General features: G+C 74.5%; 20 protein-coding genes. 17 read left to right on the top strand and 3 right to left on the bottom strand.

The window, feature by feature from the left end; all coding sequences use genetic code 11:
• Positions 1-68: 68 nt before the first annotated feature.
• The 6 genes from allB (at position 69) to ACIP60_RS02215 (ending at position 8,172) form a co-directional block, all read left to right on the top strand.
• A complete protein-coding gene (gene allB / locus ACIP60_RS02190) occupies positions 69-1,454 on the top strand; it encodes an allantoinase AllB (RefSeq protein WP_400679049.1) in 1,386 nt (461 codons plus the stop codon).
• Complete coding sequence (gene alc / locus ACIP60_RS02195; RefSeq protein WP_400679050.1) at positions 1,444-2,592, top strand: allantoicase; 1,149 nt, start codon at positions 1,444-1,446, stop codon at positions 2,590-2,592. The genes allB and alc overlap by 11 nt, the downstream gene beginning before the upstream one ends.
• Positions 2,593-2,666: 74 nt before the next feature.
• A complete protein-coding gene (locus ACIP60_RS02200; protein WP_400679051.1) occupies positions 2,667-4,127 on the top strand; it encodes a catalase in 1,461 nt (486 codons plus the stop codon).
• A 172-nt stretch (positions 4,128-4,299) separates the two neighbouring features.
• The gene (locus ACIP60_RS02205; RefSeq protein WP_400679053.1) at positions 4,300-5,088 is read left to right on the top strand and encodes an IclR family transcriptional regulator; all 789 of its coding nucleotides are present in this window, start codon (positions 4,300-4,302) and stop codon (positions 5,086-5,088) included.
• Between the two features lie 51 nt (positions 5,089-5,139).
• Entirely contained in the window at positions 5,140-5,766 is a 627-nt protein-coding gene (locus ACIP60_RS02210; RefSeq protein ID WP_400679055.1) for a GNAT family N-acetyltransferase, read from the top strand.
• A 1,128-nt stretch (positions 5,767-6,894) separates the two neighbouring features.
• A complete protein-coding gene (locus ACIP60_RS02215) occupies positions 6,895-8,172 on the top strand; it encodes a DUF3533 domain-containing protein (protein ID WP_400679056.1) in 1,278 nt (425 codons plus the stop codon).
• Between the two features lie 70 nt (positions 8,173-8,242).
• Here the strand turns inward: ACIP60_RS02215 and ACIP60_RS02220 are convergent, their stop codons facing one another.
• Together ACIP60_RS02220 and ACIP60_RS02225 are read right to left on the bottom strand one after the other, a co-directional pair.
• On the bottom strand, positions 8,243-8,620 hold the full coding sequence (locus ACIP60_RS02220; protein ID WP_400679057.1) for a fluoride efflux transporter FluC: 378 nt from the start codon (positions 8,618-8,620) through the stop codon (positions 8,243-8,245).
• Positions 8,610-9,116 (bottom strand): fluoride efflux transporter FluC, encoded by a 507-nt coding sequence (locus ACIP60_RS02225; RefSeq protein WP_400679059.1) that lies wholly within the window; start codon positions 9,114-9,116, stop codon positions 8,610-8,612. Before ACIP60_RS02225 ends, ACIP60_RS02220 begins: the two co-directional genes overlap by 11 nt.
• 170 nt (positions 9,117-9,286) lie before the next feature.
• Between ACIP60_RS02225 and ACIP60_RS02230 the strand changes: the two genes are divergently transcribed.
• From ACIP60_RS02230 to helR, 10 genes are all read left to right on the top strand, one after another.
• On the top strand, positions 9,287-10,255 hold the full coding sequence (locus ACIP60_RS02230) for an urea transporter (protein WP_400679060.1): 969 nt from the start codon (positions 9,287-9,289) through the stop codon (positions 10,253-10,255).
• Positions 10,256-10,316: 61 nt separating this feature from the next.
• On the top strand, positions 10,317-10,622 hold the full coding sequence (locus ACIP60_RS02235; protein WP_100839511.1) for an urease subunit gamma: 306 nt from the start codon (positions 10,317-10,319) through the stop codon (positions 10,620-10,622).
• Between the two features lie 2 nt (positions 10,623-10,624).
• Positions 10,625-11,521, top strand: coding sequence for a cobalamin biosynthesis protein CbiX (locus ACIP60_RS02240; RefSeq protein ID WP_400679061.1), 897 nt, complete (start codon positions 10,625-10,627; stop codon positions 11,519-11,521).
• Entirely contained in the window at positions 11,518-12,036 is a 519-nt protein-coding gene (gene ureB, locus ACIP60_RS02245) for an urease subunit beta (protein ID WP_400679062.1), read from the top strand. Before ACIP60_RS02240 ends, ureB begins: the two co-directional genes overlap by 4 nt.
• A complete protein-coding gene (gene ureC / locus ACIP60_RS02250; protein ID WP_400679063.1) occupies positions 12,036-13,760 on the top strand; it encodes an urease subunit alpha in 1,725 nt (574 codons plus the stop codon). Before ureB ends, ureC begins: the two co-directional genes overlap by 1 nt.
• A 3-nt stretch (positions 13,761-13,763) precedes the next feature.
• Complete coding sequence (locus tag ACIP60_RS02255; protein ID WP_400679064.1) at positions 13,764-14,534, top strand: urease accessory protein UreF; 771 nt, start codon at positions 13,764-13,766, stop codon at positions 14,532-14,534.
• A gap of 70 nt (positions 14,535-14,604) precedes the next feature.
• Positions 14,605-15,225 carry an urease accessory protein UreG gene (gene ureG, locus ACIP60_RS02260; protein WP_400679066.1) on the top strand — a complete coding sequence of 207 codons (621 nt, stop codon included), beginning with the start codon at positions 14,605-14,607 and terminating at the stop codon, positions 15,223-15,225.
• A gap of 2 nt (positions 15,226-15,227) precedes the next feature.
• Positions 15,228-16,199 carry an urease accessory protein UreD gene (locus ACIP60_RS02265; protein WP_100839506.1) on the top strand — a complete coding sequence of 324 codons (972 nt, stop codon included), beginning with the start codon at positions 15,228-15,230 and terminating at the stop codon, positions 16,197-16,199.
• A gap of 27 nt (positions 16,200-16,226) precedes the next feature.
• On the top strand, positions 16,227-17,579 hold the full coding sequence (locus tag ACIP60_RS02270) for an ammonium transporter (protein ID WP_400679068.1): 1,353 nt from the start codon (positions 16,227-16,229) through the stop codon (positions 17,577-17,579).
• 276 nt (positions 17,580-17,855) lie between these two features.
• The gene (helR, locus tag ACIP60_RS02275; RefSeq protein ID WP_400679069.1) at positions 17,856-20,015 is read left to right on the top strand and encodes an RNA polymerase recycling motor ATPase HelR; all 2,160 of its coding nucleotides are present in this window, start codon (positions 17,856-17,858) and stop codon (positions 20,013-20,015) included.
• Between the two features lie 24 nt (positions 20,016-20,039).
• On the opposite strand, the gene ACIP60_RS02280 is transcribed toward helR, so the two are convergent.
• A complete protein-coding gene (locus ACIP60_RS02280) occupies positions 20,040-21,611 on the bottom strand; it encodes a Na+/H+ antiporter (protein ID WP_400679071.1) in 1,572 nt (523 codons plus the stop codon).
• 217 nt (positions 21,612-21,828) lie between these two features.
• On the opposite strand from ACIP60_RS02280, the gene ACIP60_RS02285 reads away from it, so the two are divergent.
• On the top strand, positions 21,829-22,317 hold the full coding sequence (locus tag ACIP60_RS02285) for an N-acetyltransferase (protein ID WP_400679072.1): 489 nt from the start codon (positions 21,829-21,831) through the stop codon (positions 22,315-22,317).
• Positions 22,318-22,406: the final 89 nt, after the last annotated feature.

The following is a 22,406-nucleotide window of genomic DNA, read 5'->3' on the forward strand; positions in this document are numbered from 1 at the left end:
AAGGCGAGCCTAGGCTCCCAGCACTCCTTCGACCCACCCTCGCCCTCACGACGCTCGGAGGTCCCCTCATGCCCATCGACGCCGCGGTGATCCGCTCCCGGCGGGTGGTCCTGCCGGACGGCGAACGCCCCGCCGACGTGCTGGTGCGGGCCGGGCGGATCGAGCGGGTCGCCCCGCACGGCACCCTGCCCGCCGACGGCCGGCCGCTCACCGACCTGGGCGCCACCGCCCTGCTGCCCGGCCTGGTCGACACCCACGTGCACGTCAACGAACCCGGCCGCACCGACTGGGAGGGCTTCGCCTCCGCGACCAGGGCCGCCGCGGCCGGCGGGGTCACCACGATCGTCGACATGCCGCTCAACTCGATCCCGCCGACCACCACCGTCCGGGGCCTGGCCGCCAAGCGGAAGACCGCCGAGGGCCAGACCTGGGTCGACCTGGGCTTCTGGGGCGGGGCCGTCCCCGGCAACACCGGCGAACTCGAACTCCTGCACCGAGAAGGGGTGTTCGGCTTCAAGTCCTTCCTCGCCCCGTCCGGGGTGGAGGAGTTCCCGCACCTGGCCACCCCCGCCGACCTGGAGTCCGCGCTGGCCGAACAGGCCCGGCTCGGCGCGCTGGCGATCATCCACGCCGAGGACCCGGCCGTACTGGACGCCGCCCCCCAGGTGCCCGGCGCCCACTACCGGGACTTCCTGGCCTCCCGCCCGGACGGCGCCGAGGCCGCCGCGGTCGCCGCCCTGCTGGCCGCCGCCCGCCGCACCGGCGCCCGGGTGCACGTCCTGCACGTCTCCTCCGCCGCCGTCCTGCCGCTGCTGCGCCGGGCCCGCGCGGACGGCGTCCAGGTCACCGCCGAGACCTGCCCGCACTACCTGACCCTGGCCGCCGAGGAGGTCCCCGACGGGGACACCGCCTTCAAGTGCTGCCCGCCGATCCGCGACGAGTCCAACCGCGACCTGCTCTGGCAGGCCCTCGCCGACGGCGAGTTCACCGCCGTGGTCTCCGACCACTCGCCCTCCACCCCCGACCTCAAACTCCTCCGGCGGCACGGCGGCAGCGGCGACTTCGCCGCCGCCTGGGGCGGCATCGCCTCCCTGCAACTGGGCCTGCCCGCCGTCTGGACCGAGGCCCGCCGGCGCGGCCACACCCTGGCGGACGTGGTCCGCTGGATGTCCGCCGGACCCGCCGCCTTGGTCGGCCTGACCGGCACCAAGGGCGCCATCGCGCCCGGGTACGACGCCGACCTGGTGGCCTTCGACCCGGACGGCGAACTGACCGTCCGCGCCGAGCGCCTCCACCACAAGAACCCGGTCACCCCGTACGCGGGCCGCACCCTCACCGGGCTGGTCCGGCACACCTGGCTGCGCGGACGACCCGTCGACCCCGACGGCGCCCCGCACGGCCGACAGCTCACCCGACCCCGAACGCCGAACGAAGGAGCACCAGTTGAGTACTGACCTGACCCCGGACGCGCCCTTCACCGAGCTGGTCGACCTGGCCTCCCGGCTGCTCGGCGCGGGCGTGGTCGCCACCAACGAGGACACCTTCGCGGACGCCGAGAACCTGCTGGTCGCCAAGCCCGCCGAGTTCCGCCCGCACACCTTCGGCCACAAGGGCCAGATCATGGACGGCTGGGAGTCCCGCCGCCGCCGCGGCGCCAGCGCCGAGCAGCCGCACCCCACCGAGGACGACCACGACTGGGCGGTCGTCCGGCTCGGCGCCGCGGGCCGGATCCGCGGCGTGGTCGTCGACACCGCCCACTTCACCGGCAACTACCCCGAGACCGCCTCCGTGCAGGCCGCGTCCGTCCCCGGCCACCCCTCGCCCGAGGAGCTGGCCGCCGCCGAGTGGACCGACCTCGTCCCGCGCACCGCGCTCAAGGGCGACACCGCGCACCGGTTCCCGGTCGACGACCCGACCCGCTGGACCCACGTCCGCCTGAACATCTGGCCGGACGGCGGCGTCGCCCGCCTGCGGGTGCACGGCGAGGTGCTGCCCGACCCGCGCGAGCTGGCCGGCCTCACCTTCGACCTCGCCGCCCAGGAGCACGGCGGCGTCGCCGAGGCCGCCTCCGACCGCTACTTCTCCTCCCCGCACAACCTGAACGCTCCCGGCCGAGCCACCGTCATGGGCGACGGCTGGGAGACCCGGCGTCGGCGCGACAAGGCCAACGACTGGGTGCGAGTGGCCCTGGCCGGGGGCGGCGAGGTGCTGGCGGCGGAGGTGGACACCTCCTGCTTCGTCGCCAACGCCCCCGGCTGGGCCGAACTCGTCGGCACCGACGGCGAGACCGAGACCGTCCTGCTGCCGCGCACCCGCCTGCAGCCCGACACCCGCCACCGCTACCGCCTCCCCGCGGGCACCCCCGTCACCCACGTCCGGATCAACGTCTACCCCGACGGCGGCCTCGCCCGCCTGCGCCTCACCGGCCGCCTCACCCCCGCCGGCCAGGACGCGCTGGCCCTGCGCTGGTTCAACGCGCTCCCGCTCCGCGAGGCCCGCGAAGCCCTCGCCGCGGCCGGCCTCCCCGCGGACCTCGCCGAGGCCCGGCCCCTCACCGACGCGACGGCCATCCGCCCGCTCCACGAGAGCTGAGCCCGGGGGCGCGCCCCCCGGGGTCCGGGCCCGCCCGCCGCAGAGTCCCTCCTCCACACGCCCGAAGGATCACCATGCCCAGAACCCTCACCACCGAGTCCGGCGCGCCCGTCGCCGACAACCAGAACAGCGCTTCGGCGGGCGAGTACGGCCCGCTGCTGCTCCAGGACCAGCACCTGCTGGAGAAGCTGGCCCGGTTCAACCGGGAGCGCATCCCGGAGCGGGTGGTGCACGCCCGCGGGTCGGGCGCGTACGGGTACTTCGAGGTGACCGACGACGTCTCGCGGTACACCAGGGCCGCCTTCCTCTCGGCGGTCGGCAAGCGCACCGAGCTGTTCCTGCGCTTCTCGACCGTCGCGGGCGCGCTGGGCTCCACCGACGCGGTGCGCGACCCGCGCGGCTTCGCCGTCAAGTTCTACACCGAGCAGGGCAACTACGACCTGGTCGGCAACAACACCCCGGTGTTCTTCATCAAGGACCCGCTGAAGTTCCCGGACTTCATCCACTCGCAGAAGCGCGACCCGTACACCGGCGTCCAGGAGCCCGACAACGTCTGGGACTTCTGGGCGCACTCCCCGGCCTCCACCCACCAGATCACCTGGCTGTTCGGCGACCGCGGCATCCCGGCCTCGTACCGGCACATGAACGGCTTCGGCTCGCACACCTACCAGTGGGTCGACGCCGAGGGCCGGGCGCACTGGGTGAAGTACCACTTCAAGACCAACCAGGGCATCCGCTCGCTGGACGCCGAGCAGGCCGCGCAGACCGCCGGCGGGGACGCCGACAGCCACCAGCGGGACCTGCGCCAGGCGATCGAGCGCGGGGTGTTCCCGTCCTGGACGCTGTACGTGCAGCTGATGCCGGTGGAGGACGCCGCCGACTACCGGTTCAACCCGTTCGACGTCACCAAGGTGTGGCCGCACGCGGACTACCCGCTGGTCAGGGTCGGCCGGCTGGTGCTGAACCGGAACCCGGAGAACGTGTTCGCCGAGGTCGAGCAGGCCGCGTTCTCGCCGAACAACTTCGTGCCCGGCATCGGCCCGTCGCCCGACCGGATGCTCCAGGGGCGGCTGTTCGCCTACGCCGACGCCCAGCGATACCGGCTCGGCGTCAACCACACCCAGCTGCCGGTCAACGCCCCGCGGGCGACCGGGGCGGCCAACTACGGGCAGGACGGGTACGCCGCGCTGAACCCGAACGGCCGGAACAGGAACTACGAGCCCAACTCGTACGGCGGCCCCGCCCAGACCGACGAGCCGCTGCACGCCCCGCAGCCGCTCTCCGGCCACACCGGCACCCACACCACCCCCGCCCACAGCAAGGACGACGACTTCTTCCAGGCCGGCGAGCTCTACCGGCTGATGACGGCGGACGAGAAGTCCCGCCTGATCGCCAACCTGGCCGGCTCGCTCGCCCAGGTCGGCCGGGACGACGTGGTCGAGAAGAACCTCGCCCACTTCCACGCCGCCGACCCGGACTACGGCAGCCGCCTCGCCGCGGCCGTCGCCGCCCTCCGCGCGGCCCAGGAGGACTGACCCGGCGTCCCGGGAGGACCGGCCCCGGCGTGCGTGCGCCGGGGCCGGTCCGGCATATGCGTGTCAAGGGGGCGGCCCTCCGTGGGGGCGAATATCCGGTGAGGGGACGGTGCGCGGGCGGTGCGCTGGCTACGCTGGGCGGAAGGCGGGACCGGCGGGGAGGGGCGGAGCCATGTCGACGGTGCGCAGGGGCCGGCGTGACGGGTTGCTCGGGCCGGGCGGGGGCGGGAGCGGGCCGTTCGGGGTGCTGCGCCGGGCGCTGCGACTGCTGGAGGCGGTCGACCGCCGCCCGGCCGGCGCGACGCTGGCCGAGCTGGCCCGGGAGCTGTCCGTCCCGGAGGAGCAACTGCGGCCGCTGGCCGAGGAGTTGGAGACCGAGGGGTACCTGGTCGGGCTGGACGGCGGCTGGGCGCTGGGCGGGGCGTTCACCCTGCTGGGCACCCAGCACCGGGAACCGATGGTGCGGGCCCGGCTGCACCACCGGCTGGAGGAACTGCGCGAGGAGCTGGGCGCGGCCGTCTACTTCAGCCGCTACCACGACGGCGAACTCTCGGTGGAGGCGGTGAGCGCCGCCGAGGACGCCCCGGCGGTGCACGAGTGGGCGGACTTCCGGGCCACCGCGCACGCCTCCGCGATCGGCAAGTGCCTGCTCGCGCAACTCGACCACGACGCCCGGCTCGACCACCTGGCCCGGCACCCGGCCGCCCGGCTGACCGCGCGCACCATCACCGAGACCGACCGGCTGCTGCACCGGCTCGACCGGCAGCCCGCCACCGTCCCGGTGCTGGACCTCCAGGAGTACTCGATGGACACGGTCTGCGCGGCCGTCCCGATCGTCGCCGGGAGCACCGTCGGCTGCCTGGCCACCTCGCTGCCGGTCGCCCAGGCGCACCGGCTGCGCGAGGCCGCCGAGCTGCTGGCCGTCCGGGCGACGCCGCTGATGCTGGCGATGGCGGTCTGACCGGCCGTCAAACCGCTGTACGAACCGGGGACGGGCGGCGAGGATGACCCGATGAACGACCACTCGCCCCGGGCCGTCGTCCGGCCCTACCGGCCCACCGACCGGGCCGCCCTGTTCGACGTCTGCGTGCGCACCGGCGAGCTCGGCGGCGACTCCCGGCAGACCTACCCCGACCTCGACCTGCTGCCGAACATCTTCGCCGCCCCGTACGCCGAGCTCGAACCGGACCTGTCCTTCGTGCTGGACGACGGCGAGCGCGCGGTCGGGTACGTGGTGGCGACCGCGGACACCCCCACCTTCGTCCACCGCTTCCGTAACGAGTGGCTGCCCACCCTCGCCGACCGCTACCCGCCGCCGACCGGCACCCCGGCCACCCCCAGCGAGACGATGATCGACCTGATGCACACCCCCGAGCGGATGGTGCTGCCCGAACTCGCCGACTACCCCGCCCACCTGCACATCGACCTGCTGCCCAGCCACCAGCGGGCCGGCTACGGACGGGAGTTGATCCACACCCTGCTGGCCGCGCTGGCCGCCAAGGACGTCCCGCGGGTCCACCTCGGCATGGTCACCGCCAACACCGCCGCCCGCCCCTTCTACGACCGCCTCGGCTTCCACCCCATCCCCGTCCCCGACCCGGGCCCGATCACCTACCTGGGCCGCCGCACCACCGACTGAGCTGCCCCGCCACGACCACCGCCGGTCGAAGGGGAGGGTGAGGACGAGGCTGTTCGCGGGCCGCAGGCTCCAGCGGGTCGCCGATCTGCTGGACGAGGTTCACCGGGCCGAGGCGGGCGGCGGGTTCGTGGAGGCTGCGGGGAGGGCGGGGGCGAGGCTGTTCGCGGGTCGCCGATCTGCTGGACGAGGTCCACCGGGCCGCGGCGGGCGGCGGGTTCGCGGAGGCCGAGCGCTTGGCCCGGCAGGCCGCCGACCCGGGCGGTGCGGTCCCGGCGTGGCGGAGACCGCGGGCACGCCCGTCATGGTGAGCCGCACGCTACAGGCGCAAGACCGCCCGGCGGAGGCGGGACGCGAACTGCGGGCCGGGCCGGCGGTGGCCGCCTGAAATCCGACGCCGAAGCGCTGCTGCGCACCGCGCTCGCCACCCTGCTGCGCCGCGCGGGACGGCACCCGGAGGTGGGCGAGGAGATCGGCCGCGTCTTGGTGTCGGATGCCTCGCCCGCCTGGGCGGTGCGGTCCCGGCGCGGCGGAGACCGCGGGCACGCCCGTCATGGTGAGCCGCACGCTACAGGCGCAAGACCGCCCGGCGGAGGCGGGACGCGAGCTGCGGGCCGGGTCGGCCGGGGGTGGCCTGAAGCACGACGCCGAAGCGCTGCTGCGCACCGCGCTCGCCACCCTGCTGCGCCGCGCGGGGCGACACCCGGAGGCGGACGAGGAGATCGGCCGCGTCTTGGTGGCGGATGCCTCGCCCGCCTGGGCGGTGCGGACCCGGCACGCGAACGCGGCCCCGCCGGCCGAGCTGGGACGGCACCGGGAGGCCGCCGAGCGGTACGCCGAGCAGTGCGCCGAGGTCGCCGGCCGGGCGGCACAGGAGGGAGGGTTGACGCGGTCTGCCGGTCTGCCGGTCTGCCGGTCTGCCGGTCTGCCGGTTAGCCGATCAGCCGGTCCCGGTCCGCCGCGCCCCGGCGTCGTGTCAGCAGCGCCGGGGGCGGACAGGACTGACGGTGCGTGCGTTGCTCCCCGAAGAATTTCCGTTTTGCGCATATTGTCACTCCAGTGCCCCGTCGGGGCACGGGGCCGGACCCCGGCAGCGGGCCCCGGCCGTGGCACACGACCGCGCGGAGCACCATGGCGAGCACCGGGACACCACCCGAGACCCCCGACCGGTCGGCCGACGCCGGGCGGGTGCTGGGCCGCCGGCGGAACTGGCTGACCCCCGTGGTGCTCAGCGCCCTGGTCGCGCTGGGCCTGTCCCTGCTCTACATGGGCAACATCCTGACGCCGCAGAAGCACCTGCACCGGATGCCGATCGCCCTGGTCGACTCCGACGCGGGCCCGCCGCTGCCGGGGCAGTCCCGCCCGCTCGGCGCGCAGGTCGTGGAGCAGGTGGCGGCCGGCACCCCGGCCGGCGAGATCGACTGGCGGCGGGTCAGCCGGGCGGAGGCCCAGCGCCAGCTCTCCTCCGGCAAGGTGTACGGGGCCCTGGTGGTCCCCGAGGACTTCTCCCGCGCGGTGGCCGCGCTGACCACCGCCGACGCCCCCGCCCGCCCGAAGCTCCAGGTGCTCACCAACCCCGGGACGGGCAGCCTCGGCTCCGGCATCGCGAGCCAGGTCAACCAGGAGGCCGCGCACCGGGTCTCGCTGGCGATCGGCGGCCAACTGGCCGCCACCGCCACCACGGAGACCGCCAAGGTGTTCCTGACCGACCCGGTCGAGGTGGTCACCGAGGTGGGCCACCCGATCGGCGAGCACAGCGGCTCCGGCCTCGGCGCGTTCTACTTCACCCTGCTGCTGCTCCTGGCGGGCTTCATGACCGCCAACATCGTGCACGCCGGACTCGACGTCTCGATGGGCTTCGCGGACGCCGAGATCGGCCCCTTCCACCTGCGCGAACCCACCCTGCGGATCAGCCGCACCCAGGTCCTGCTGGCCAAGATGGGCATGACGGCGGCCGTCGCGCTGGTCTCCGCCAGCCTGGTGATGCTCGCCGCGGTCGCCGTGCTGGGCATGGAGGCCCCGCACGCCTGGCAGCTGTGGCTGTACTCCTACTGCGCCGTCACCACGGTCGGCCTGGGCGTGCTGGCGATCATCGCCGCGTTCGGCAACGTCGGGCAGTTGATCGCGATGTTCGTCTTCATCGCCTTCGACCTGCCCGCCTCCGGCGCGACCGTGCCGCTCAGCGCCTCGCCCGGCTTCTACCGCTTCCTCGGGGTGTTCGAGCCGATGCGGCAGATGGTCGACGCCGTCCGGTCGATCCTGTACTTCGACGCGCAGGCCGGCGCCGGGCTGGTCCGCGGCTGGCTGATGCTGCTGCTGGGCGTCGTGGTGGCCCTGGCCTTCGGCTTCGGCATGACCCGCTACTACGACCGCCGGGGCATGCGCTTCGAACCCGGCCACCGCTCCTGAGCCCCCGGCTCCGGACCGCCGTCACCGCCGCCGGGCGCCCGCCACCTCCCCGGACGCCCGGCGGGCCGTCTCACCACACCGCGCCCGCCACCCCCGCGCCCGCGAACGACAGCGCCGTGCCGAGCAGCACCGAGACCGCCAGGTACAGCCCCGACAGCGCGAGCCGCCGGGTCGAGGCCAGCGTGAAGACCTCGTACGAGAAGGTCGACCAGGTCGACAGCGCCCCGCAGAAACCCGTGCCCAGCAGCAGCAGTCCGTCGGTGTCCAGGCGGCCGCGCAGCGCCGCCTCGGAGAGGAAGCCGAGCAGCAGGCAGGCCGCGGCGTTGGCGGCCAGCGTCCCGTACGGGAACGGGCTGCGCACCCGGGACTTGACGGCCACCCCGGTCAGGTAGCGGGTCGGCGCGCCGAGTAGGCCGCCGGCCAGGACGAGCAGCCAGTCAGCGACCACCGGACGCCTCCTGGTGCGCCGGGACGCCCACCGCGGCGCGGGCCGCGAACACGCCCAGCACCACGCCGGCCAGCGCCGCCAGCACCGTCAGCAGCAGGTAGGCCGCGGCGGTGCCGTAGGCGTCGCCGCGAACCAACTCCCGCACGTTGTCCGTGTAGTGGGAGAAGGTGGTGAAGCCGCCGAGGAAGCCGGTGCCCAGCAGGGCGCCCGCCAGCCGCTTCTGCCGGGGGAAGCGGGCCGCCAGCACCGTCATCAGGGCGCCCATCACCAGGCAGCCCACCGCGTTGACGGTGAGGATCGGCCACGGGAACGCCGTGCCCGTCGTCGGCCACAGCCGCTCCACCCCGTAGCGGGCCCCTGCGCCGAACGCCCCGCCCACCGCCACCGCCCCGACCACCGGCAGTTGCTGGCCCGGGGCGTGCTCGGAGTGGGCGTGGCCCGGGGGCCGGGCCGGACGGCCCGGGTGGTCCTTCAGGTCGAGGTACGGGTTGGTCATCGGGCTCCTCCGAGGGACGCCGTGGGCCGATCGGGCGAAAAGCGCGAACACGTGGGTGACCCGTCCGGCCGGTCGGACGGAACGGGATAAGAAGTGACAGGCGGTCATGTTCGGTACGAAACAGCGTATTTGACGCAGACCGCCGGTCCGCGGACATTCGGGAGCGAGACGTGACGCACGGAGCCGAGGAGCGTTCCCGCAGCGCCCTGGAGCGCGAGCCGCTGGCCTACCTGGCCGCCTCGCTGCGCGGCGTCGGGCAGGTCGACCTGCAACCGCAGCTGCTCACCGGGGCGTTCATCCTCGCCGGGCTGTGGGCGGCCGGCTGGAAGGTCGGCCTGTTCGCCACCCTCGGCACGCTGGTCTCCACCGCCGCCGCCCACGCGTTCGGCGTCGACCGCGGCTCCATCGCGCTCGGCCTCCAGGGCTACTCGGGCTGCCTCACCGGCATCGCCCTGATCACCTCGCTCGGCCACCACCCCGCCACGTACGTCCTCGCCGCGGTCGGCTGCGTGCTGTGCACCGTCCTGACCGCCGCGCTCACCACCCTGCTGCGGCCCTACGGACTGACCGCGCTGACCGCCCCGTTCTGCGTGGTCTCCGGGGTGATGGTGCTCGGGGCCCCCTCCTTCGCCCGGATCTGGCACGGCGCGCCCGCCCCCGTCGCCGACCCCACCAGCGGCGACACCGGCATCACCTTCTCCGACCTGTGGCACGCCTTCTTCGCCAACGTCTCGCAGGTCTTCCTGGTGGACAGCTGGTACGTCGGCCTGATCATGCTGGTCGGCCTGGCCTGCGCGGGCGTCCGGGTGCTGCTGGCCGCCGCGCTCGGCTCGGTCGCCGGCATCGTCACGGCCTGGGCGCTCGGCGCGCCCACCGCGCAGGTCTCCGCCGGCATCTACGGCTACAACGCCGTCCTGGTCGGCATCGCGCTCGGCGCGGTCTTCCTGGCCGCCACCCCGTGGAACGCCGGCTACGCGCTGTTCGGCGCGGCCCTGTCCACCGGCCTGACCGCCGCCGTCACTTCGCTCTTCAAGCCCTTCAACGGCCACACCTTCACCTGGCCGTTCATCCTCACCACCTGGGTGCTGCTGGCCGCCGTCCCGCAGCTGCCCAGGCTGCGGGCCGCCGCCAGCGGCTGAGCACCCCGCCGCACCCCGTCCCCGTCCCCGTCCCCGTCCCGTCCGAGGAAGGCACCCACCGATGAACCTCGCGCCCCGCGAGATCGACAAGCTGGTCGTCTACGTGGTCGCGGACCTGGCCCGCAAGCGCCAGGGCCGCGGCCTCAAGCTGAACTACAGCGAAGCCGTCGCGCTGATCACCGAAGCCATCCTGGAAGCCGCCCGGGACGGCAGGTCCGTCGCCGACTGCATGGAACTCGGCCGGCACGTGATCGGCGCCGACGCCTGCATGGACGGAGTGCGGCAGATGCTGCCGCTGCTCCAGGTCGAAGCCTCCTTCGTGGACGGCACCAAGCTGGTCTCCGTGCACGACCCCATCGGCGGCTGAGGGTGTCCGGCACCCGGATCCACGTCCTCGCGGTCTGCGGGCACGAAGCCGGGCACGGCACCGCCCTGCGGCAGCTCGCCGGGCCGGACACCACCGTGGTCACCAGCGGCCGGGAGCTCTACCGGGCGCTCGCCGCCCGCCCGGCCCGGCAGGACACCGCGGTCGTCCCGATGACGCTCGGCCGCGACCCCGGGCTGATCGCCGACGCCGCCCGCACCGTCCGCGCCCTGCCGCCCGACCTGCGCCGCACCGTCGCCGTCGCCGACCCGTTCGGCGGCCCCGAGCACCTGGTCGGCTGGCTGCGGGCCGCCGCCTCCGCCGTCCCCGCCGAGGCCGCGCTGCTGCTCACCGCCCCCGGCGGCGACCCCCACCAGGACGCCGAGCTGGACCGGGTCGCCCACCTGGTGCGGCGGTACGGGCGGCACCGGCTGGTGCAGACCGCGCTGCCGGGCGGCGACCCCGACCCGGCCGAGGGCGTGCGCCGCTGCGTGCTGCTCGGCGCCCGGCAGGTCGCGGTGCTGCCCGCGTCCTTCGTGCCCGCCGCCCCGCCGCCGGCCCCCGCCAAGGTGACCGTCCTGGACGCCGGACCGCTGCTCGGCCCCGCCGCGCTGGCCGCGGTGCTCTCCGCCCGGGCCACCGCCGCCGTCCGCCGCCTGCACGACAGCGGCGAGGACGGCCTCGCGGCCGCCCTGGCCGCCGCCGACCGGCACGGTCCCGCCCACAGCCACGGGCCGGACGGCGGCCACTCCCACGGGCCCGACGGCGGCCACGGCCACGACGACCACCATCCGCACCACGGGCCCGGGGCGGGCCACTCCCACGACCACGCCCCGCCGCCCCCGAAGGCGCAGCAGCACATCCACTCGTCCCCGCTGACGGCTGCAAGGAGTCACCAGTGAGTTTCGGCACGTACCTGTACGGCGACGGCGACATCGAGATCAACGCGGGCCGGCGCACCGTCAAGGTCGAGGTGGTCAACACCGGCGACCGGGCGATCCAGATCGGTTCGCACTACCACTTCTTCGAGGTCAACTCGGCACTGCGGTTCGACCGCGACCGGACGCTCGGCATGCACCTGAACATCCCGGCCGGCACCTCGGTGCGGATCGAGCCCGGCGGCACCCGCGAGGTCGAGCTGTGCGAGTACGGCGGCACCGGCCGGCTGGTCGGGTTCAGCGGCCTGCTCAACGGCAGCACGGTCTCCTCCCGGGCCCGGTTCGAGGCCTTCCACCGGGCCCTGGAACTCGGCTTCGAGGGCGCCGCCGAGACGCCCGCCGACAGGCCGGCGGACAAGCCGAAGCCCGGGGGCAGGCCCGCCGACAAGTCCGGCGACAAGTCCGGCGACAAGCCCGCCGGGAAGTCCGCCGACAGGGGCCCGGGCAAGGGCTCCGCCAAGAAGAAGGGCGCCAACTGATGCCGATCATGACCCGCCGGCAGTACACCGACATGTTCGGTCCCACCGTCGGCGACCGCTTCCAACTCGCCGACACCAACCTGGTCGTGGAGGTGGAGAAGGACTACAGCGAGGGCCTGTACGGCGACGAGATCGTCTACGGCGGCGGCAAGAGCATGCGCGACGGCATGGGCGCCGACCCGCAGGCCACCGCCGCCCAGGGCGCGCTGGACACCGTGATCACCAACGTGGTGGTGATCGACCCGGTGATCGGCATCGTCAAGTGCGACATCGGGATCAAGGACGGGCTCATCGCGGGGATCGGCAAGTCCGGCAACCCGCAGACCCAGAACGACGTCCACCCGAGCCTGGTGATCGGCCCCGGCACCGAGGCGATCTCCGGTGAGCACCTGATCGCCACCGCCGGCGCGATCGACACCCACGTCCACCTGATCTCCCCGCAGCAGGCCCAGCAGGCGCTGACCAACGGCATCACCACCCTGATCGGCGGCGGCACCGGCCCCTCCGACGGCTCCAACGGCACCACCTGCACCCCCGGCCCGTTCAACATCGCCCGCCTGCTGGAGGCGTGCGAGGACGTGCCGGTCAACATCGGCCTGATGGGCAAGGGCAACGGCAGCCTGCCCGGCGCGCTGGACGAGCAGATCGAGGCCGGCGTCTGCGCGCTGAAGGTGCACGAGGACTGGGGCGCCACCCCGGCGGTGATCGACGCCGCACTGTCCGCCGCCGACCGGCACGACGTGCAGGTGGCGATCCACACCGACAGCCTGAACGAGTCCGGCTACTTCGAGAGCACCCGCTCGGCGTTCGACGGCCGCACCATCCACACCTTCCACTCCGAGGGCGCGGGCGGCGGCCACGCCCCCGACATCCTGCGGGTCACCGGCGAGCCCAACGTGCTGCCCTCCTCCACCAACCCGACGCTGCCGTACACCAAGAACTCGGTGGACGAGCTGCTCGACATGGTGATGGTCTGCCACCACCTGAACCACGACATCCCTGAGGACGTCTCCTTCGCCGACTCCCGGGTGCGGGCCGAGACCATCGCCGCCGAGTCGGTGCTGCACGACCTCGGCGTGATCAGCATGGTCTCCTCCGACTCGCAGGCGATGGGCCGGGTCGGCGAGTCCGTCACCCGCACCTTCCAGATCGCGCACCACTGCAAGGACCAGCGCGGCCCGCTGGAGGGCGACAGCGCCCGCAACGACAACCAGCGGGTGCTGCGCTACCTGGCCAAGGTCACCATCAACCCGGCCATCGCCACCGGCATCGCCGACCACGTCGGCTCGCTGGAGACCGGCAAGCTCGCCGACATCGTGCTCTGGCCGATCCACTCCTTCGCCGCCAAGCCCAAGATGATCATCAAGGGCGGGATCATCTCCTGGGCCCAGATGGGCGACCCGAACGCCTCGCTGCCCACCCCCCAACCGGTGCTCTACCGGCCGATGTTCGGCCAGTTCGGCCGGGCCCAGCAGTCCACCCACGTCACCTTCATGTCGCAGGCGGGCATCGCCGCGGGCGTCCCCGAGCGGCTCGGCCTGCGGCGCAAGGTGCTGCCGGTGCGCGGCACCCGGGTGATCGGCAAGCACAACATGGTGCGCAACAACGCACTGCCGAAGGTCGAGGTCGACCCGGAGACCTTCAAGGTCACCCTGGACGGCGAGGTCGCCACCATCGAGCCCGCCCAGTCGCTGCCGCTCAACCAGCTGTACTTCGTGGTGTAGCGGATGTTCCTCAGCCCGGACGACCGCCCGGAGCCCCCGTCCCCCGAGCAGCCGTCGCCACGGCCGCAGCCGCAGCCGCCGCTGCTCGGGGGGCTGTCCGCGCTGCTGGTCAGCCTCCAGCTCGCCGACTCCGCGTTCCCCAGCGGCTTCTACACCCTCTCGCACAGCCTGGAGGGCTACGCCCAGGCCGGGGCCGTCACCCCCGACACGCTGCCCGCGCTGCTCGCCGACCTGCTGCGGCACGCCGTCGGCCCGGGCGACGCCACCGCCCTCGCGCTGGCCCACCGGGCCACCACCGCGGGGGAGCCGGACACCGTCGCCCGGGTCGACCGGCGGCTGTACGCGGGCAAGCTGAGCCGTGAGATGCGCCAGGCCGCCACCCGCACCGGGCGGCAGCTGCTCGACCTGGCCGCGGAGGTCTTCGACCGCCCCCCGATCGCCGCCTACCTGCGGCTGGTCGAGGAGCGCCGGGCCCCCGGCTGCCAGGCCGTCGCGGCCGGCGTGGTGCAGGCCGCCGCCGGGGTGCCGGTCGGACAGGCCGTGGCGAGCGACCTGTTCGCGTTCAGCGCCAGCTTCGCCGGGGCGGCGCTGCGGCTGCGGCTGACCGACCACCGCAGGGCCCAGGTGCTGCTGCGCGGCGCCGCCCCCGTCATCGAGGAGACCGTCCGCGCGGCCCTCGCCCGTCCGGAGGCCGACCTCGGGTCGACCGCCTTCGCCTCCGACATCATGTCCGGCCGCCACGAGCGGGCCGAGGCGCGCCTGTTCGCCAGCTGAGCCACCGGCGGCGACCGCCGGAGGAAACCAGCAGCAACCACCAGCAGCAACCACCAGAGAAGGAGTGCCCGTGGACGACAACGTCCTGCGGATCGGGATCGGCGGGCCGGTCGGCTCCGGCAAGACCGCGCTGATCGAGGCGCTGGTGCCGGTGCTGATCGCCCGGGGCCACCGCCCCGCCGTGATCACCAACGACATCTACACCCAGGAGGACGCCCAGCACGTGCGCCGCGCCCTGGCCGGGGTCCTGGACCCCGAGCTGGTGGTCGGCGTGGAGACCGGCGCCTGCCCGCACACCGCCGTCCGCGACGACCCGACCATGAACCTGGCCGCGGGCGCCGAACTCCTGGAGCGCTTCCCGGAGGTGGACACGCTGCTCTACGAGTCCGGCGGCGACAACCTGACACTGACCTTCAGCCCGGTGCTGGCCGACGTGTTCGTGTTCGTGCTGGACACCGCCGAGGGCGAGAAGATGCCCCGCAAGCGCGGTCCGGGCATCACCGAGTCCGACCTGCTGGTCATCAACAAGATCGACATCGCCCAGTACGTGCGCACCGACATCGAGGTGATGGAGGCCGACGCGCACAAGGTCCGCGGCGGCAAGCCGGTCATCCTCACCAACTCGCTCGACGGCACCGGCGTGGAGGAGCTCGCCGAGTTCCTCGGCAGCCGCCGCAAGGCGCTGATCTGACCGTGGCCACCGCCCCGCCCCGGCCGACGGCGGCGACCGCCGCCGACCGGCTCGACGCGGCGTACTGGTCCGCCGGCCGCCTCCCCGCGGAGGTGGCCGGCTGGGCCGCGCGCCCCGACACCCTCGCCCCCGGCTCGCCCGCCAAGGTCGGCATCCTCGACCTGGCCTTCGCCGTCCGCGCCGGCCGCACCGAACTCGTCGAGCGGTACCAGAAGACCCCGCTCCAGATCATGCGCCCGCTGTGGATCGACCCCGCCCGGCCCGACGCCGCCCACGTCTACCTGATGGCCACCGGCGGCGGCGTCACCCAGGCCGACCGCTACCGGATCGACGTCCGCTGCGGCCCCGGCACCCGGGTCCACCTCACCACCCAGGCCGCCACCAAGGTGTTCCGGATGGAACAGGACTACGCCAGCCAGCTGGTCCACCTCGAAGCGGCCCCGGGCGCGTACCTGGAGTACCTGCCCGACCCGCTGATCCCGTTCCGCGACTCCCGGTTCTACCAGCGCACCACCGTCACCGCCGCCCCCGGCTCCACCGTGGTGCTCGGCGAGACGATCACCGCCGGACGGCTCGCCCGCGACGAGCGGCACGACTACCGGGTGCTCGCCACCGACCTGGAGATCGTCCGCCCCGACGGCACCCCGCTCGCCGTCGACACCCTGCGGCTCACCCCCGGCGGCGACCGGCGCACCGTCACCGGCCCCGCCGTGTTCGCCGGGCACGACCACCTCGCCACCCTGTTCGTGGTCAGCGACCTGCGCCCCGCCGCCGAGATCGCCGACACCCTGCACCGCGCCCTCGACGGCCGCGGCCTGCGGTACGGCGTCTCCACCCTGCCCGAGGACGCCGGCGCCTGGCTGCGCCTGCTGGAGGACAGCCCCGTCCGCACCGCCGCCGCGCTCGCCGACGCCTGGCGGGCCGTCCGGCTGCTGCTCACCGGCACCCCCGCGCCCGCCCTGCGCAAGACCTGACCCGCCCGTCCCAGGAGGTAAACCCCCGTGCTCTCCGCGCCCCCGCCGATGCCGCCGGCCTACAACGCCGGCGACACGGCCTGGCTGCTGGCCTCCACCGCCATGGTCCTGCTGATGACGCCCGGCCTGGCGTTCTTCTACGGCGGCATGGTCCGGCTCAAGCACATCCTGATGATGCTGAAGATGAGCTTCGCCGCGCTCGCCTTCGGCACCCTGGTCTGGTGGGCGCTCGGCTACACCCTGGCCTTCGGGCCGGACGCCGGCGGGGCCGGGGTGATCGGCACCCTGGACCTGGCGTTCTTCCGCGGCATCGAGATCAACACGCTCAGCGGCGCCATCCCCACCTACATCTTCGCCACCTTCCAGATGGGCTTCGCGGTGGTCACCGTCGCCCTGATCAGCGGCTCGGTCGCCGACCGGGCCCGGATGCGCGGCTGGCTGGTGTTCGTCCCGCTGTGGCTGCTGGTCGTCTACGCGCCCGCCGCGCACTGGGTGTTCGACTCCCAGGGCTGGATCCACGACCGGCTCGGCGCGCTCGACTTCGCCGGCGGCCTGCCCGTCGAGCTCAACTCCGGCGCCGCCGGGCTCGCCGTCGCCGTCGCCCTGCGCGGCCCGCGCGACTGGGCCCGGCGCGCGGAGCGGCCCAACAACATCCCGCTGGTGGTGATCGGCGTCGGGCTGCTCTGGTTCGGCTGGTTCGGCTTCAATTCCGGCTCCGCGCTCAACGACCAGGGCACCGCCGCCGCGGCCTTCCTCAACACCCAGCTCGGTGGCGCCGCCGCGATGGTCACCTGGCCGCTGGTCGAGAAGTGGCGCACCGGGCGGGTCAGCACCACCGGCGTGGTCTCCGCGGGCGTGGCCGGCATGGTCGCCATCACCCCCGCCTGCGGCGAGATCGACCCGCTCGGCGCGGTGGTCACCGGCCTGGCCGCCGGGCTGGTCTGCGCCTGGGCGGTCACCCTCAAGTACCGCTTCGGCGTGGACGACACGCTCGACGTGGTCGGCGTGCACGGCGTCGGCGGCATCACCGGCCTGGTCATGGTGGGGCTGTTCGCCACCGCCCGGATCAGCGGGCAGAAGGGCCTGTTCCACGGCGGCGGCTGGAGCCTGCTGGGCAAGCAGGTGCTCGCCGTGCTGGCGGTGGCCGCGTTCTCCTTCACCCTGACCTGGCTGCTGGCCAAGCTCGTCGACGCCGCGGTCGGCTTCCGGGCCGCCGCCGCGTACCAGCACGTCCCCGGCGAGGCCGCCGAGACCGCCTACGACACCCTCACCGCCGAGCGCCTCGGCACCCTGGTGGACTCCGGCGCCGTCCGCAGCGACAGCGAACTCGTCCGGAAGATCGCCGAGTTGATCAGGACCAGGCGCGAGGACGGGAGCTGACGGGAGGCCCGCCGACGGGGCCGCCGGGGGCAGGCCGGGCAGCCGACCGGACAGCGGCCCGCGCAACGGCCCGGACGCACGAAAGGCAGGGAGCGCGCGCTCTCCTGCCGATATCAAACTTATACCGCAAGGGGGGCCTTGCGGCAAGGCCCCCCCGATGCCGCACAATCGCTGGTCTGAACCGGGGAACCCGCGCAAACAGCACGAACGGGGCAGACCGCGAGCAGCACGCGGACGGAGCGCGGCCGACCCGGCAGCGGATCGGAGTCACCACCCATGAACCAGCCGACGACCAGCGCCTTCGACCTGCCCGCGCGGCTCGCCGCCAAGGCGGACCCGGCCCTGATCGCCGCCGACGACCGGCACTTCGCCGAGGTCGCCGACACCCTGCGGCGGGACGTCGCGGAGCTGACCGCGCGCCTGGAGGAGGTGCGCCGCAGCCCCGGCGGGGCCGGGCAGGCCGCGATGGACCGCGACAACGAGGTGCACCGGCTCTCCGCCCGGCTGCGCACCCTGGGCCGCTTCGGCCACGACCTGTGCCTGGGCCGGATCGTCCGCGCCGACGACCCCGAGCCGATCTACATCGGCCGCCTCGGCCTCGCCGACGCCGACGGCCGCCGCCTGCTGGTCGACTGGCGCTCGCCCGCCGCCGAACCCTTCTTCGCCGCCACCCACGCCAACCCGATGGGCCTGGCCAGCCGCCGCCGCTACCGCTGGCAGCGCGGCCGGGTCGGCGACTACTGGGACGAGGTGTTCACCGCCGACGGCCTCGAGGGCCACGCCGCGCTGGACGACCAGTCCGCGTTCATCGCCAGCCTCGGCAGCTCCCGCTCCGCGCGGATGCGCGACGTGCTGGCCACCATCCAGGCCGACCAGGACGCCATCATCCGGGCCGGCTCGCGCGGCTCCCTGGTGGTCGACGGCGGCCCCGGCACCGGCAAGACCGTGGTCGCCCTGCACCGCACCGCCCACCTGCTGTACTCCGACCCGCGGCTGGGCCACCGCAAGGGCCGGGTGCTGTTCGTCGGTCCGCACCAGCCCTACCTGGCGTACGTCGCCGACGTGCTGCCCAGCCTCGGCGAGGAGGGCGTGCTGACCTGCACCCTGCGCGACCTGCTGCCCGAGGGCGCCGCCGTCGCGCCCGAACCCGACCCCGAGGTGGCCCGGCTCAAGGCCGCCGCCGGGATGGTGCACGCGATCGAGAAGGCCGTCGCCGTCTACGAGGAGCCGCCCGCCGAGGGCCGCAAGCTCTCCACCGAGTGGTACGAGCTGTGGATCGACCCCGAGGACTGGACCGAGGCGTTCGCCGCCCCCGGCCCCGGCACCCCGCACAACGAGGCCCGCCAGCAGATCCTGGACGAGCTGATCACCATCCTGCTGGACAAGAACGCCGACTCCTTCGACGACGAGGACGGCATCTCGCCCGAGGTGCTCCGCCGCGAACTGCGCCGCGACCCCGAACTGCTCGGCGCGCTGCGCCGCGCCTGGCCGATCCTGGAGCCCACCGACCTGGTCGGCGACCTGTGGACCGTCCCCGCCTACCTGCGGCTGTGCGCGCCCTGGCTGAGCCGCGAGGAGATCCGCGCCCTCCAGCGCCCCGACCCGGCCGCCTGGACGCTCGCCGACCTGCCGCTGCTGGACGCCGCCCGCCGCCGCCTCGGCGACACCGACGCCGACCGCCGCCAGCGCGTCCAGCGGGCCCGGCTGGCCATCGAGCGCGAGCTGATGGACGGCGTGGTCGACCACCTGCTGACCTCCGACGACGACGGCGAGGGCGCGGTCGCCATGCTGCGCGGCGCCGACCTGCGCGAGGCGCTGATCGACCACGACGACCCCGAGCCGGTCCACCCCGACCTGCTGGCCGGGCCGTTCGCCCACGTCGTGGTGGACGAGGCGCAGGAACTCACCGACGCCGAGTGGCAGATGCTGATCGCCCGCTGCCCGTCCCGCTCCTTCACCATCGTCGGCGACCGGGCCCAGGCCCGGCACGGCTTCACCGAGTCCTGGACCGAACGCCTGGAGCGGGCCGGCCTGGAGCGGATCACCCTCACCTCGCTGACCGTCAACTACCGCACGCCGGAAGAGGTGATGGCCGAGGCCGAACCGGTGATCCGGGCCGCGCTCCCCGACGCCAACGTCCCCACCTCGATCCGGCGCAGCGGCCTGCCCGTGCACCACGGCGCCCGGGCCGAACGGGACGGGCTGCTGGCGGCCTGGCTGGCCGAGCACCCCGAGGGCACCGCCTGCGTGATCGGCGACCCGTTCTTCCCCGGCCTGCCCCGGGTCCGCTCGCTCAGCCCCGAGCTGGTCAAGGGCCTGGAGTTCGACCTGGTGGTGCTGGTCGACCCGGACTCGTTCGGCGACGGCATCGAGGGCGCCGTCGACCGCTACGTCGCGATGACCCGGGCCACCGGGCAGCTCGCCGTGCTGCGCTGAGCCCGGGCGCCGGGGGGCCGCGGCTCAGTCCACCGCCTCGGGGTGGGTGAGCCGCAGCTCCTCGATGTCCAGCCTGGTCTCCAGCGTGACCAGCACGGTGTCGTCGATCCGGTGCTCGGCGCGCAGCCGCACCAGCGCGGCCCGCTTGCGGGCCAGCAGGGCCAGGTGCAGCGCGGTGTCCCGGGGGTCGCGCGCGAAGGCGTCCGGGGCGTCGGAGGAGGTCAGGTCGGCCAGCGCGGCCTCGAGTTCGCGCCGGTAGCGCTCGACCAGCTCCCCGTCCGCGCCGACCTCGGCCGCCGCCTCCGGCAGCGCCGCCAGGGCGGTCCGCAGCACCGTCTCGTGGGCGAGCCGCTCCTCCGCGCCGTCCGCCGAGGGGTCCGGCAGCCGGGCCCAGCGCACCACGCCCGGCAGCACCAGGCCGGGCAGCAGGGTCAGCACGATCACGCCGAAGGTGACGAAGACGACCAGGTCCCGGTCCGGGAACGGCTCCCCGGAGTCCAGCACGGCCGGGACGGCCAGCGCCGCCGCCAGCGACACCGCGCCGCGGAACCCGGCCAGTCCGCTGACGATCCGGGCCCGGCCGCTGACCCGCCGGGCCCGCTGCTGCGGACGCCGGTCCACCGCCCGGATCAGGTACGCGGAGGCGAACAGGAACGCGATCCGGGTGCCGGTGAGCACCGCCGCCACCACGACCACCAGGGCCAGCGCCCGCGCCAGCGTGGTGGCGGCCAGCCCGCGCACCGCGCCCTGCGCCTCGATGCCGACCAGCACGAACAGCGCGCCGTTCAGCAGGAACGTCCCCAGCGACCAGGAGGCGACGATCTGCCGACGGGCCGCGGCGCTGCCGGTGGTCGGCGAGGTCTGACTGATGGTCAGCCCGGCGGTGACCACCGCCAGCACGCCCGAGGACCCGATCGACTCCGCCAGCAGGTAGCTGCCGAACGGGATCAGCAGGAAGACCAGGTTCGCGCTCAGCGGGTCCGAGACCCGGCGCCGCACCAGCACCCCCAGCCAGGCCACCAGCCCGCCCGCCGCCGCCCCGCCCACGTACGAGAGCGCGAACAGCCAGGACACGTGCAGCACCCCGAGCGGCTCCTCGCCCACCGTGACGCCCACCGCCAGGCCGTAGACCACCAGCGCCGTACCGTCGTTCACCAGGCTCTCGGCCTTCAGCACCATCAGGTTGCGGCGCGGCAGCAGCCGGGCCACCACCCCCACCGCCGTCGCGTCCGTCGGCGCCACCGCCCCGCCCAGCACCCAGGCCGGGCCCCACGGCACCCCCGTCGCGTGCGCCGCCGCGGCCACCGCGCCCGCCGTCAGCACCACCAGCGCGGTGCTCGCCAGCACGATGCCGCGCAGGTTGCGCCGGATCTCCTGCAACGAGGAGGTCATCGCCTCCCAGTACAGCAGCGCCGGCAGGAACAGCAGCAGCACCGCCTCCGGCGGCAGCTCCACCTCGCGCAGCGCGGGCAGGAACCCCAGCAGCACGCCCGCGCCCAACTGCAGCACCGGCGCGGCGATCCCCAGCCGCACCGAGGCCGCCCGGCACGCCAGCAGCGCGACGCCCAGCAGCACGACCAGTTCCAGCCCGACCATCAGGGACCGCCGCCTCCCGCGCCGTCCGCACGGCCCTCCCGGACGGGGCCGCGCGCCCTCGGACGCTACTGCGGCCCGGCCGCGCCCACCCGCATTGACCGAGCGGCCGATCGGGTGCTCCCGGCGGGCCGCCACCGGCCCGGCCCGCGGACGGGGCCCGACGGGGGCGGGGAAAACCAGGGGAGCGGACGGCCGCGCGCTGCTACGGTCGGGCGCCATGAGCTGGCTTCCCGACGACTTCGTCCACCCCGTCCTGGTACCGCTGCCGGGCGGCGGTCACCACCTGCGGCCGATCCGGGAGGCGGACACCCCCCTCGACTACCCGGCCGTGATGGGTTCGCGCGAGCGGCTGTGGACCGTCTTCGGCCCGGCCTGGGGCTGGCCCGCAGCCACCATGACCTACGAGGCCGACCGGGCCGACCTGCTGCGGCACGAGCAGGAGATCGCCGCGCACCAGTCCTTCAACTACGCGCTGTTCGACGCGGCGGAGACGGCCCTGCTCGGCTGCGTCTACATCGACCCGCCGGAGAAGGCCGGTGCGGACGCCGACATCTCCTGGTGGGTGGTGGACGAGCTGGCGGGCGGCGAGGTCGAGCAGGCCCTCGACGCGCTGGTGCCGCAGTGGATCGCCGCCGACTGGCCGTTCGAGCGGCCGCGCTACCCCGGCCGCGGGATCTCCTGGTCGGACTGGCTCGCCCTGCCGTAGGGCCCGTCGTCGAACCCCGGCGCCTGAGCGGCCGTCCGACCCGTCCGACCCGTCCGACCCGGCAGGACCGCGGGGACGCCCCTCCCGCG

The organism is Kitasatospora sp. NPDC088783, assembly GCF_044750705.1.
GTDB classification, from domain to species: domain Bacteria; phylum Actinomycetota; class Actinomycetes; order Streptomycetales; family Streptomycetaceae; genus Kitasatospora; species Kitasatospora fiedleri.

Bases quoted from the DNA above. Each gene is read 5' to 3' on its own strand.
- allB (WP_400679049.1), top strand. From the start codon at position 69: ATGCCCATCGACGCCGCGGTGATCCGCTCCCGGCGGGTGGTCCTGCCG.
- ACIP60_RS02200 (WP_400679051.1), top strand. From the start codon at position 2,667: ATGCCCAGAACCCTCACCACCGAGTCCGGCGCGCCCGTCGCCGACAAC.
- ACIP60_RS02205 (WP_400679053.1), top strand. From the start codon at position 4,300: ATGTCGACGGTGCGCAGGGGCCGGCGTGACGGGTTGCTCGGGCCGGGC.
- ACIP60_RS02210 (WP_400679055.1), top strand. From the start codon at position 5,140: ATGAACGACCACTCGCCCCGGGCCGTCGTCCGGCCCTACCGGCCCACC.
- ACIP60_RS02215 (WP_400679056.1), top strand. From the start codon at position 6,895: ATGGCGAGCACCGGGACACCACCCGAGACCCCCGACCGGTCGGCCGAC.
- ACIP60_RS02225 (WP_400679059.1), bottom strand. From the start codon at position 9,116: ATGACCAACCCGTACCTCGACCTGAAGGACCACCCGGGCCGTCCGGCC.
- ACIP60_RS02235 (WP_100839511.1), top strand. From the start codon at position 10,317: ATGAACCTCGCGCCCCGCGAGATCGACAAGCTGGTCGTCTACGTGGTC.
- ureC (WP_400679063.1), top strand. From the start codon at position 12,036: ATGCCGATCATGACCCGCCGGCAGTACACCGACATGTTCGGTCCCACC.
- ACIP60_RS02255 (WP_400679064.1), top strand. From the start codon at position 13,764: ATGTTCCTCAGCCCGGACGACCGCCCGGAGCCCCCGTCCCCCGAGCAG.
- helR (WP_400679069.1), top strand. From the start codon at position 17,856: ATGAACCAGCCGACGACCAGCGCCTTCGACCTGCCCGCGCGGCTCGCC.
- ACIP60_RS02280 (WP_400679071.1), bottom strand. From the start codon at position 21,611: ATGGTCGGGCTGGAACTGGTCGTGCTGCTGGGCGTCGCGCTGCTGGCG.
- ACIP60_RS02285 (WP_400679072.1), top strand. From the start codon at position 21,829: ATGAGCTGGCTTCCCGACGACTTCGTCCACCCCGTCCTGGTACCGCTG.